Here is a 12,516-nt window from a genome sequence, read left to right as displayed (position 1 = left end):
GTGGGGAGCGCGGATCCGCTCGACGGGTTCAATGCGCCGAGCACCGCTAAAATGGTTATATGGGCAGTGGGAACCAAGGCCCTGAGGACTACGGGCCAGACCCCCTCGGCGACTTCCTCGCCCGCTTTCTCGGAACCGGGCCGGCCGGAGAGCGTCCCGACTCACGGCATGTCGATTTCGGCCGGCTGATGAGCGAGCCCGCGCGCCACCTCGTCTCGGCCGCCGCCTCGTACGCCGCCGAGCACGGCAGCACCGACCTCGACACCGAGCATCTGCTGCGGGCCGCGCTCTCGGCCGAGCCGACCCGGACCATGGTCTCCCGCGCCGGAGCCGACCCCGACCGGATCGCCCAGGAGATCGACCGGGAGGCCGGGGAGGGCCCGCCGCGCAGTTCGGTCGCCGTCACTCCCGCCGTCAAGCGGGCGCTGCTCGACGCGCATGAGATAGCCCGCTCCCGCGGCTCCTCGTACATCGGCCCCGAGCATGTGCTGATCGCGCTCGCCGCCAACCGGGACTCCACGGCCGGGCAGATCCTGAACGCCGCCCGCTTCGAACCCCGGGCCGCACCGCAGGCAGGGCCCCCGGCCGCCCCGACGGTGGACCAACGGCCCGTCGTGGACCGCAGCGCCACCCCCACCCTCGACCGCTTCGGCCGCGATCTGACCGAAATGGCCCGCGAGGGCCGGATCGACCCGGTGATCGGCCGCGACGAGGAGATCGAGCAGAGCATCGAGGTGCTCGCCCGGCGCGGCAAGAACAACCCCGTTCTCATCGGCGAGGCCGGTGTCGGCAAGACCGCCGTCGTCGAAGGGCTGGCCCAGCGGATCGCCGACGCCGACGTACCGGACATCCTCCTCGGCCGCCGCGTCGTCCAACTCGACTTCGCGAGCGTCGTGGCCGGCACCCGCTTCCGCGGCGACTTCGAGCAGCGGCTCACCTCGATCATCGACGAGATCCGCACCAACTCCGACGAGCTGATCGTCTTCATCGACGAGCTGCACACCGTCGTCGGTGCCGGCGGCGGCTCCGAAGGCGGCTCGATGGACGCCAGCAATCTGCTCAAGCCCGCCCTATCCCGCGGCGAACTGCATGTCATCGGCGCGACCACTCTCAAGGAGTACCGCCAGTACATCGAGAAGGACGCCGCCCTCGCCCGCCGCTTCCAGCCCATCATGGTCCCCGAGCCGACCCCCGCGGCCGCCGTCGAGATCCTTCGCGGACTGCGCGACCGGTACGAGGCCTACCACCAGGTCCGCTACACCGACGAGGCGCTGCTCGCGGCAGTCGAGCTCGCCGACCGCTATCTGACCGACCGCTTCCTGCCCGACAAGGCGATCGATCTGATGGACCAGGCCGGGGCGCGCGTACGGCTGCGCTCCAGCGCCCGCGGCACCGATCTGCGCGCCCTGGAGCGCGAGGTCGAGCAGCTCACCCGGGAAAAGGACCAGGCCGTCGCCTCGGAGCAGTACGAACGCGCCACCGCGCTACGGGACCGGATCGCCGAGCTGGGCGCCCAGATCACCAAGGGTTCCGGAGCGCAGTCCCACGGCGGGCGCGCCCACGGCGGGCGCGTCGCCGAGGTCACCGTCGAGGACATCGCCGAGATCGTCTCCCGGCAGACCGGGATCCCCGTCAGCAGCCTCACCCAGGAAGAGCGGGAGCGACTGCTGGGTCTGGAGGAACACCTCCGCAAGCGAGTCATCGGGCAGGAAGAGGCCGTCTCCGCCGTCGCCGACGCCGTGCTGCGCTCCCGGGCCGGCCTCGCCGACCCCGACCGCCCGAGCGGCAGCTTCCTCTTCCTCGGCCCCACCGGCGTGGGCAAGACCGAACTCGCCCGCGCGCTGGCCGAGGCGCTTTTCGGCACGGACGACCGCATGATCCGCCTGGACATGAGCGAGTACCAGGAGAAGCACACGGTCAGCCGGATGATCGGCGCCCCGCCCGGCTACGTCGGACACGAGGAGGCCGGGCAACTGACCGAGCCGGTGCGCCGGCAGCCCTATTCGCTGGTGCTCCTCGACGAGGTGGAGAAGGCTCACCCCGATGTCTTCAACATCCTGCTGCAGGTCCTGGACGACGGGCGGCTGACGGATTCCCAGGGCCGCACCATCGACTTCAAGAACACCGTCATCGTGATGACGAGCAACCTCGGCTCGGAGACCATCGCCGGACGCGGCGCCCTGGGATTCGGTGGCGGAGACGCGGAAGCCGACGAAGAGGCGCGCAAGGAACGGGTGTTGCGCCCCCTGCGCGAGCACTTCCGGCCGGAGTTCCTGAACCGTATCGACGAGATCGTCATCTTCCGTCGGCTCGCCGATGAAGAGCTGCGGCAGATCACCGACATGATGCTGGAGGAGACTCGGCGTCGGCTGCGCGCCCAGGACATCCCCGTCGACGTCACCCCCGCCGCCGTCGACTGGCTCGCCCAGCGCGGACACAAGCCGGAGTACGGTGCCCGCCCGCTGCGCCGTACGATCCAGCGCGAGGTCGACAATCCGCTCTCCCGGATGCTGCTCGACGGCACGCTGCGGCCGCACCACCCCGTCCAGGTCGACGTGGAGAACGGAAAGTTGGTCTTCCGTACGGACGGGACGGAGCGCACGTAACGCGCGGAGCACACCGAGCACCCGCGGCAGTGAGTCCGGTTCACCGGCCCATCGTGAGACCGTCCTTCTTGGCGCCCCGGCTGAGGACCGCGTCCTGGATGAGACTCAGGGCGCTGGTGTAACCGGCGTTGGCCGGGCTGTTCTCCAGCGCGCGGGGGAGGTTGACCAGGGTGATCGGGTCGTTGTCCACGGCATGCGGGATGAACTCCGCCTTCTTGACCTCCCACGCCTTGCCCGCGGTGGCGGGCGGCGCGAAGGTGAAGCGGGCGGCCGAGCCCATCTGGCCGCGTTTGTCGGGCATGACCCCCGCGATCTGGTCGCCCATGCCGTAGACCACCCACGTGCCGTTGACCTTCTCGTACGCCTGGGGGATATGGGCGTGGGTGCCGATGATGAGGTCGATGTCGCGGCGCCCGCCACTGTCCGACGCGGTGAGCTTCTTGGCGAGCGAGAGCTGGAGCTTGTCCGGTGCCTGTTGCCACTCGGTGCCCCAGTGCACGCTCACCACGACCACATCGGCCCCGGCGCGCCGGGCGGCCCGTGCGTCCCTGATGATCCGCGCCGGATTGATGAGATTGACCAGCCACGGCTTGCCCTCGGGCACCGGGATGCCATTGGTGCCGTAGGCGTAGGCGAGGTGTGCCACCTTGGCGTCGCCGGCCTCCATGATGGTCGGCCGGGTACTCTCCGCGGCGGAGCGGGCCGATCCGGCGTGCTTGAGGCCGGCCCGGTCCATGGCGTCGAGTGTGCGGACCACTCCGTCGGTTCCGGCGTCCAGGGTGTGGTTGGAGGCCGTGGAGCAGGAGTCGTAGCCGAGCCGCTTGACGGCGTCGGCCAGCTGCGGCGGCGTCTTGAAGGTCGGGTAGCCGGTGAACGGCCCCTGGGCGGCGCCGTAGACCGTCTCCATATGGCAGATCGCCAGATCGGCCTGGGCGACGATGGGCGCGGCCGCGCCGAGCATGCGCCGGAAGTCATAGCCGTTGCCGCCGGCGTCCGCCCGCGCCTGGCGGATGACCGAGTCATGGACCAGGAGGTCGCCGGTGGCCACCAGGGTGAACCCCTTGGACCCGGCCTGGGCCTCGGCCGCGGTCTTCGAGGGCTTCTCCTCGGCGTCCGGGGCGGTTCCGCCGCCGCACGCGGTGACGGTGCCGAGCAGTGCGGCGGCGAGCAGCGCCGTCCGATGGCGTCGGTGAGGGAACACGTTCACTCCGCACTGGTCTGGGTGAAATAAGTTGGATTGTCATATTTATATGCACGGCAAGGGAGGTCCTCGCGGAGCGGTGCGGAGCTTCACTGGAACGGCCGACCAGATGCACCCTTTGGGCCCCGGTCGACCCCTTGTTCGCCCCGCGAGGGGCGGCCCGGTACCGTCAATGACCTGCGGAAGAAGCCCGAACGGTGCGAAGCGGAGCGGAAGGCTGAGCGTGAAGATCGACTGGAACAGGCGTACGTGTGCGCGGCGCGGACATGTCACCTATGTCCCTACGGAGGACACGCTGCGTGAGCGGCTGCACGCCGCCACCGCGCTCGGCGACGCCTGGCGCTGTCTGCGCTGTGGCGACTTCGCCCTCGGCGAGCCCCATGGATCGGGGCCCGCGGCCGACGCCCCGCTCGTAGCGCGCGGCAAGGCGCTACGGGACTTGATCATCATGCGCTTTATCGCGGTCGAGCGGATCATCCGCGGTCTGTTCGTACTGCTGGCCGCCGCCGCGGTGTGGAAGTTCAGCAACAGCCGGAACTCGGTGCACCGGCTCTTCGACGAGTACCTCACCGTCTTCCGGCCGGTCGCCCGCCACTTCCACTACGACCTCGACCACTCCCCGGTGGTCGACACGATCCGGGGGACCTTCGAGTACCGCCACTCCACGTTGGTGATCGCGGCCGTCGCCCTGTGCGCCTACGCGGCGATCGAGATCGTCGAGGGCGTGGGGCTGTGGATGCTGAAGCGCTGGGCCGAGTATCTGGCCGTCGTGGCCACGGCCGCCTTCCTGCCCCTGGAGATATACGAGCTGACCGAGAAGATCAGCTGGCTGAAGATCGCCACCCTGGTCCTCAACATCCTGGCGGTGCTGTACATCCTGGTGTCCAAGCGGCTGTTCGGACTGCGTGGCGGACATGCGGCCTTCGAGGCCGAGCGGCACAGCGCCTCGCTGATGGAGGTGGAGGCGGCGGCCGGGGCGGTCGCATAGGCGGAGCGCCGAGCGCGCGCACGGGATACGGCCCGAGCCGCTGCAGGCCCGGGCCGCATCGCCGAGGGGGTCACCGTGTTGTCAAAGCGGCGCTGAGGGAGCTTTTGGCGGTCACCGGCACGGTGACACGGCTCCCGGCCAGGTCCACCGTGACCTTCGCCCCGGTGGGGTCCTCGAAGTAGAGGAAGTCGGCGTCGGTGCCGCCGAGGACCAGCCCCAGCCGGTGGCCCGGCTCGATCAGGTAGTCGTTCGGCAGTGTCCGCCACGTGATCCGGTGGTACCGGCCGGGTGTCAGCGGCTCGGGGGCGGTGGCCGAGTGGCGGTTCTGCGCGTCCATCCAGCCCCGGGCGATCACCTCGGACGGTTGGCGCGCCGTCACCTCGGCCGTCTTCCGGTAGCAGGCGTCGTCCTGGGCGGTGCTCTCGCCATGGCAGGACTCCTCGGCGAGCCCCCGCAGGCCGTCGTGGATGCCGAGCCGGGGTTCGTCACGGGCCCAGTCGATCCGTTCCTCCTCGCCGAAATCGACCAGCAGCGCCGTGAGGTTGGCGGTCGGCTTGTCGAGCATGACCCGCAGATCCGCGGTGGGTGTGCCCGAGAGCCGTACACCGGCGCGCAGCGGCGGGGTGACGAACGCCAGCCGGCCGGGCAGGCTCGTCGACGGGTCGGCGGTGAGATCCGCCTCGCTCAGTTTGGCGTCGGTGAAGGTCCGGGCGCCACCGGCGGGGCTCAGCGCCAGCGAGCCGTCGGGGCGGGGGCGCAGGGGCACCGAGGAGGTGCGGGCGGGCCAGTCCGCCTCGGTCGTCCAGGTGGTCGGGCCGGTCTGCAGATCGACCCGGGGCTCGTCCATGATGCCGTTCGGGATCCCGTACAGCCAGTGGTCGAACCAGCGGTGCACGGTGCCGACCCACAGATCGCGCCGCCCGGGCCAGTCGAAGGGATCCGTGTGGCCGTAGCGTCCGAGCCACAGCTTGCGTGGCACACCGCGCTCGGCCAGCGGGGCCCACCAGTTGGCGAATTGGTCGATCCTGACGTTGTAGTCCTGGGTGTCATGGACCGCGAAGACGCTCGCGCGCACCTTTCCCACCTCGGGCGCCGGCCGCGCGATGTAGTCGCGTTCGTGCCAGTAGGCGTTGTCGTTGCCCGTGGCATCGTCCTCGCCGGCCCGCAGACCCTCGCGTACCGCCTGGCACTTCTCGGGTGGATCGGAGTCCAGCGCACCGGCCAGCCAGGGTCCGAAGCCGTTCCAGTGCTTGGCGCCGTTGCTACGGGCGAACTCGTACCAGGAGCTGATCCCGGAGATGGGGACGATGGTCTCCAGCCCGTCCACACCGGTCCCCGCCACGGCGTTGGCCAGTGTTCCCTCATACGAGTGGCCGATCATTCCTGCCTTGCCGGTCGACCAGGTGGCCTTCACCTCGCTGCCGTCGGTCCTGTACGCCGTGGCGCGGCCGTTCAACCAGTCGATCGCCGCCTTGGCCGCGGCGACATCGGCCTGGCCACCGATGGTGGGACAGCCATCGGATCTGCCGGTCCCGGTCATGTCGACATCGACCACGGCGTATCCGCGCGGCACGAAGTAGTTGTCGTAGAACAGGGGAAACGTCGTCGGGTTGCCCCGGGCGTCGTAGCGCTTCTTCTCCGACTCGAATCCGCGGCCGACGGTGTCGCTGTAGGGGCTGGACAACATGATCGCCGGTACTTTGAGGCCCTGTTGGGTCTCCTTGGGCCGGATGATGTCGACCGCGGCCCGGTCCTTCCGTCCGTCGCCATCACTGTCGACGGGCGTCCGGACCATGAGGTGTTCGCGTAGCGCGTCCCGGTAGGAGAACACCGGCTGGGTCCGGCCGTGAGCCACGGTGATCGAGGGCTTGGCGGGCGTCCGGGCCGATAACGACCCGGCGGGGAGGGCGGCAAGACATGCCGAGACCGCGAGCGCGGCGACCACGGCCCCCCGCCAACGTGAGGTGTTCACACGGATCTCCTGGTCACAGGGCAGACCCAGCCGCAGGGGCACAGGCCGACGGCGAGCGGCCTGTGCCGGTGGGGTTTCCGGGCCGGTGAGGCTATTCGGCGATTTTCGTCCGCATGGTCCAGCGGAAGATCGCCGGGGTGATATCACCCGACTCGTTGACGAGTTCGAAGTGTTCGTATCCGTTGCGATGCTGAATCTTGAGCTTCTTGGCGGTTATCGTCGACCGGCCGGCCCGATACGCCCGGGGCAGATCGTCCGGCCCACCTTCGAGGACGACCTCGATCGGGGTGCCGTCGGCCACATAACTGACGTGATCGTTCATATGTCCACCTCCGCCTGCGGTCATTCTCATGCGGGGACCTGAAGTTCAAGCCGGTCATCCGAGGTGAGGATGGCCCGCTGCATGTCCTGGAGGGCCCGGCAGGGTTCGAGCCCGAGTTCCTCGTTGAGTGTCTTGCGCGCCGCTTGATACACATGCAAGGCGTCCGCCCGGCGTCCGCAGCGATAGAGCGCCAGCATCAGCTGGCGATGCAGCGCCTCCCGCAAAGGATGCTCCGTGGTCAGCTGGTACAGATCGCTCACCAGCTCGCGATGGCGGCCGAGCATCAGACGAGAATCCGTCAGCATCTCGACGCATTCCAGGCGGGCTTCCTTCAGCCAGGTCTGAAAACCCTCGAGGATCGGCCCATGGCATACATCGTCCAGCAGCGGATCACGCCATAGATCGAGTGCGTTTTCGAAACTGGCGGTGGCCTGCTGGTAACGCCGCTCCCTGAGGTGGCCCCGGCCCTCGCTCACCAGTCTTTCGAAACAATGGAAGTCGAGTTCGTCGGATCCCAGTCGTAGGACGTATCCCGGGGGCCGGGTGAGCACGGGGCTTTCGCTCTGCCACGGCCGGCGCAAGAACTTGCGAATCTGGGAGACATATACATGAAGCCCGGCGATCGCCCTACGAGGCGGATCCTCCCCCCAGATCTCCGCGATGAGCTGGTCGATCGGGACCACCTGGTCCGCGCGGACGAGAAGCACGGTCAGCAAGACCTCGATCTTTCGTGCCCTGATGGATAACTTCCTCTCCTCCTCGACCACCCGGAGAGGTCCCATGATCTCATATCGCACGGCTTGCCCCATCCGAGTCGCCGACGAGTGCGGTAATGGGACAGTCGGCGCCTTTGCCGGAAGTGCCCGCGGTGTCCTGTGCGTTGACGCTCCAGTCCTGGGACGGGGTCCGTCTGCCGCTGGAGGCGACAGAATGCGCGGGGTGGGCTCTCGTGGTCTGCGGTGACCGCCGGCCCTGCATCCCCGAGGGGGAGGGGAAGTGGGAGCTTGCCGAGCCGCCCGCGTGCGGAAAGTGGTCCGGCCGCGCCTCGTTGCACGGAGACGGACAGTGCCGCCGGATCCACTGACTCACGTCGTGTGCGACTGCCATGACTCACTCCTCTTTTATCGCCGACCTGCCGATGCGCCAGAGAACGAATGGCTCCGATGTCTGCGGCAAGTGCCCCACATGGTAAGCGAGTCCTATGACTACCCACCTCACCTAGATTTCGGATATACATACCCTTGAGGCCCGCTGCCCTCGGCGGCAGGGAATGGGTGGCTCTCATCGAGGCGGACACCGTGCGATACGAGATCTTGAATGATATCTTGACGCGTCTCCGCATGGTCAGGGCGGAGGCAGCATTCTCCCTACAGTGCGGAAGATCTGGGTCCGGATACCCGCGCACTCGAGGTGTGGCAGTCCGTAAAAGAGAGTACGCTGAGCGCGTCGGCCGGGACAAGCGTGTCCGGTGAAATCCTGGGCCCCTCGGCACTGTTGATGAGGAGTGGGAAATTCCGGCACTCCGAGGGACTCGGTGACGGTTGTGGAATAACCGTCAGGTGTGTTGGCATCAGGGCTGGCGGGCCACCACGATCGCACATCCGGCGCTGGGCACCGTGGGCAGCGCCGACTTGGCGGAGTCCAGTACCTCCTGCACGCTCACCCCGTGCCGCTCCTCGAACTCGCGACGGCATCGCAGGATACCGTCGATCATCCGGTTGGCGGTGTCCTTCGTGTGCTCCGTGACATCGGTCAGCTCGTCGAGCAGCAGTCCGGCGTCGCTGATCAGACCGGGCCAGTCAGCCAGCCGGGTCAGCGACGTGACGACGCCGGGATCGCCGTCCGGCTGGTAGCTGCCGTCGCCCGGCGGGGTCACATCCGTCAGCACCAGCCGGCCCCCGGAGGTCAGCACCCGCGCCATCTCCCGCAGCGCCGTCGGCCGGTCCATGTGATTGATCGACTCGAATGCGAGTACGGCGTCGAATGACGCGTCGTCGAACGGCATGGCCATGGCGTCGGCGTACCGGAATGTCACCCGGTCGGACACCTGCTCGACGCGGGCGGATTCGGTCGCCTGCCGGACCTGGAGCTCGCTGATCGTGATGCCCAGGACATCCGCTCCCGTCGCGGACGCCACCCGCAGTGCGGGCTTACCGATACCGCAGCCGGCGTCCAGGACCCGGTCTCCCGGCCCCACGCGCAGCCGTTCGATCAGCAGATCGGTGAAGCGATCGGTGGCCTCCTGGACCGAACTGGTGTCTGACGGGCCGTCCCAGTAGCCGAAGTGGAAGTTGTCGTCCCACGCCATCTGCAGGAGCGGCCCCAGTGAGCTGTAGTAGTCCGAGACCGTACCGCCTGGCGGCGCCGGTGATGGGGATGTCATGCACTCCTCCTGTGTGCTCGGAGTTCGGGTCGGCCATGAAGGGCCCGCAACGGGTCACCCGTTCAGCGATGGTCCGGGGTTCCGGTTACGCGTCTCTAAAGTGACCGGCCGTGGCCTATTTGGTCTGCCTTTAGAACCGCGCCCCACGATGGGCGGCGTGCTCGCACCGATCATCAATCCGGAGCGGGAGTGCCGCCCATGACCAAGGACATCCAGATGTTCTCCCAGCGCCGTACGTGGTGCGATGGCTAGCGCCACGCCTACCCGGACACCTCAGTCCCCGGAGCCCGTCGCCGTGGTGGGCATGGCCTGCCGCCTCCCCCACGCATCCAGCCCGTCGGCCTTCTGGCGGCTGCTGCGGCACGGTGAAGACGCCGTCACCACCATGCCGGCCGACCGTCGCCAGGCCGACACGGCTATGGACCCCGGCCGGCCCGCACCGGCCTGGTCCGGCGGATTCCTGGACCGGGTCGACACGTTCGACCCCGGGTTCTTCGGCATCTCGCCCCGCGAAGCGGTGGCGATGGACCCCCAGCAACGGCTGATGCTCGAACTCGCCTGGGAGGCCTTCGAGGACGCGGGAATCCGCCCCGAGACGCTGAAGGACACCCCGACCGGCGTGTTCATCGGCGCGATCTGGGACGAGTACGCCACCCTCCTGCGCCGGCACGACCCCCTCGTGGCCACCCGGCACGCCATGACCGGAGTCCACCGCAGCATCATCGCCAACCGGATCTCGTACGGCTACGGGCTGTGCGGCCCGAGCCTCACCATCGACACCGCACAGTCCTCCTCACTGGTGGCCGTGCACACCGCCTGCGAGAGCCTGCGGCGCGAGGAGTGCACCCTGGCGCTGGCCGGCGGCGTCAACCTGATCCTCACCGAGGACAGTATGGAGGCCGCCGCCGCCCAGTTCGGCGGGCTCTCCCCGGACGGCCGGTGCCACACCTTCGACGCCCGCGCCAACGGCTTCGTACGCGGCGAGGGAGGCGGCACCGTACTGCTCAAACCGCTGGCCGCGGCCGTACGCGACGGCGACCCGGTGTACTGCGTCATCCGCGCCGGCGCCGTGAACAACGACGGCGCCACCGACGGCCTCACGGCCCCCAGCCCGGCGGCCCAGGAAGCCGTGCTGCGCCTGGCCCATCAGCGGGCCGGTACCTCGCCCGCCGACGTCCAGTACGTCGAGCTGCACGGCACCGGCACCCCCGTCGGCGATCCCGTCGAGGCCGCCGCGCTCGGCGCCGCCCTGGGCACCGCCCGAACGGACGGGACACCGCTGCTCGTCGGCTCCGCCAAGACCAACGTCGGCCACCTGGAAGGCGCCGCCGGCATCGTCGGACTGCTCAAGACCGCCCTCAGCATCACGCACCGACAGCTCCCGCCCAGCCTCCACTTCACCGAGCCGAACCCGCGGATCCCCCTGGCGGAGCTCGGACTGCGGGTCCAGAACGAACTGACCGCCTGGCCGCGCCCCGACCGGCCGCTGCTCGCCGGTGTCAGCTCCTTCGGCATGGGCGGAACCAACTGCCATCTGGTGCTCGCCGAAGCGCCCGCGACCCCGGTGGCGGACGCCGTATCCGCGCCCCCGCCCCCCGCCCTGCCCTGGCTGGTCTCCGCGAAGAGCCCCGACGCGCTGCGCGCCCAGGCCCGACGGCTGCGCGAGCATCTGGCGGACCACCCCGATCTCGCCCCGGCGGACGTCGGATACACCCTCGCCACCGCCCGGACCGCCTTCACCCATCGCGCCGTGATCCTCGGCGATGACACCGACGAACTGCTGAGCGGACTGGAGGCGCTGGCGCGGGGCACCGAGGCGCCGGGACTGACCCGGGGCAGAGTGGCGGACGGCGGCCTTGCCCTGCTCTTCAGCGGTCAGGGCAGCCAGCGCCCCGCCATGGGCCGCGAGCTGTACGCCGCCCACTCGGCCTTCGCCGACGCCCTGGACGAGGTGTGCGGCCGGCTGGACCCGCATCTGGAACAGCCGCTGCGCGACGTCATGTTCGCCCAACCCGCCTCGCCCCTGGCGAGGTTGCTCGACCGGACCTCGTACACCCAACCCGCGCTGTTCGCCATCGAGGTGGCCCTCTACCGGCTCGTCGAGTCCTGGGGGCTGAAGGCCGACTACCTCATGGGCCACTCGGTCGGTGAGATCGCCGCGGCACATGTGGCGGGAGTACTCACCCTGCCTGACGCCTGCACGCTGGTGGCCGCTCGCGGCCGGCTGATGCAGTCGGTCACGGCGGAGGGTGCGATGGCCGCATGGCAGGCCACGCCCGACGACGCCGCGGAACTCCTCGCCGGGCGAGAGGGCCGGCTGAGTGTCGCCGCGGTCAATGGACCGTCGTCCGTCGTGATCTCCGGCGACCGGGATGCCGTCCACGAGGCGACCGCCGCCTGGCGCGAACGCGGCCGCAAGGCCCATCTGCTCAAGGTCAGCCATGCCTTCCACTCACCCCATATGGACGGCACGCTCGACGAACTGCGCGCTGTCGCCGCCGGGCTGACCTTCGCCCCGCCGGCCATTCCCCTTGTCTCCAATGTGACCGGTCGGCTCGCCACCGCACAGCAGCTCGGCTCACCGGACTACTGGGCCGAACACGCGCGTAACGCGGTGCGGTTCCTGGACGGTGTGCACACCCTCCGCGACGCCGGGGTCACCACATGCGTCGAGCTCGGGCCGGACGCCCTGCTCGCCGCCATGGCCCGCGAATGCTTCGCCGTACGGCACGGTGCGGGCCCCGAGCGGCCATGCCCCGTCGCCCTCGCGGCGCTGCGCCGCGACCGGCCCGAGGTGCGCACGTTCGCCTCCGCCATGGCCCACGCACATGTACGAGGTGCGGCAGTCACCTGGGAGCGGGCCTTCGCCGGGCACCCCCGTGAGCGGGTCACACTGCCGACCTACGCCTTCCAACGGGACCGCTACTGGCCCGACACGACGCTCGTGCCCACGGCCCCCACGGCCCCCACGGCCCCCACGGCCCCCACGGCCCCCACGGCCCCCACGGCCCCCACGGCCCCCACGGCCCCCACGGCCCCCACCG

General features: G+C 69.6%; 8 protein-coding genes. 3 read left to right on the top strand and 5 right to left on the bottom strand.

The window, feature by feature from the left end:
• The first annotated feature begins 59 nt into the window (after nt 1–59).
• A complete protein-coding gene (locus ABZS71_RS14645) occupies nt 60–2,606 on the top strand; it encodes an ATP-dependent Clp protease ATP-binding subunit (protein WP_356210022.1) in 2,547 nt (848 codons plus the stop codon).
• A 40-nt stretch (nt 2,607–2,646) separates the two neighbouring features.
• Here the strand turns inward: ABZS71_RS14645 and ABZS71_RS14640 are convergent, their stop codons facing one another.
• Nucleotides 2,647–3,807, bottom strand: a complete 1,161-nt coding sequence (locus ABZS71_RS14640; RefSeq protein ID WP_355858798.1) for a CapA family protein — start codon at nt 3,805–3,807, stop codon at nt 2,647–2,649.
• A gap of 223 nt (nt 3,808–4,030) precedes the next feature.
• On the opposite strand from ABZS71_RS14640, the gene ABZS71_RS14635 reads away from it, so the two are divergent.
• Complete coding sequence (locus ABZS71_RS14635; RefSeq protein ID WP_355858795.1) at nt 4,031–4,795, top strand: DUF2127 domain-containing protein; 765 nt, start codon at nt 4,031–4,033, stop codon at nt 4,793–4,795.
• Nucleotides 4,796–4,865: 70 nt separating this feature from the next.
• Here the strand turns inward: ABZS71_RS14635 and ABZS71_RS14630 are convergent, their stop codons facing one another.
• The 4 genes from ABZS71_RS14630 to ABZS71_RS14615 form a co-directional block, all read right to left on the bottom strand.
• Nucleotides 4,866–6,767 carry a Xaa-Pro dipeptidyl-peptidase gene (locus tag ABZS71_RS14630; RefSeq protein WP_356210019.1) on the bottom strand — a complete coding sequence of 634 codons (1,902 nt, stop codon included), beginning with the start codon at nt 6,765–6,767 and terminating at the stop codon, nt 4,866–4,868.
• 91 nt (nt 6,768–6,858) lie between these two features.
• Nucleotides 6,859–7,089 (bottom strand): DUF5988 family protein, encoded by a 231-nt coding sequence (locus ABZS71_RS14625; protein ID WP_355858789.1) that lies wholly within the window; start codon nt 7,087–7,089, stop codon nt 6,859–6,861.
• Between the two features lie 26 nt (nt 7,090–7,115).
• Nucleotides 7,116–7,886, bottom strand: a complete 771-nt coding sequence (locus ABZS71_RS14620) for an AfsR/SARP family transcriptional regulator (RefSeq protein WP_355858786.1) — start codon at nt 7,884–7,886, stop codon at nt 7,116–7,118.
• Between the two features lie 773 nt (nt 7,887–8,659).
• Nucleotides 8,660–9,472, bottom strand: a complete 813-nt coding sequence (locus ABZS71_RS14615; RefSeq protein ID WP_356210017.1) for a methyltransferase domain-containing protein — start codon at nt 9,470–9,472, stop codon at nt 8,660–8,662.
• A gap of 304 nt (nt 9,473–9,776) precedes the next feature.
• Between ABZS71_RS14615 and ABZS71_RS14610 the strand changes: the two genes are divergently transcribed.
• The coding region (locus ABZS71_RS14610; protein WP_356210015.1) for a type I polyketide synthase at nt 9,777–12,516 on the top strand (2,740 nt) is incomplete at its 3' end.

The organism is Streptomyces sp. NPDC005393 (assembly GCF_040606675.1).
Lineage (GTDB): Bacteria > Actinomycetota > Actinomycetes > Streptomycetales > Streptomycetaceae > Streptomyces.
This window is presented reverse-complemented; position numbering and strand designations above follow the sequence as displayed.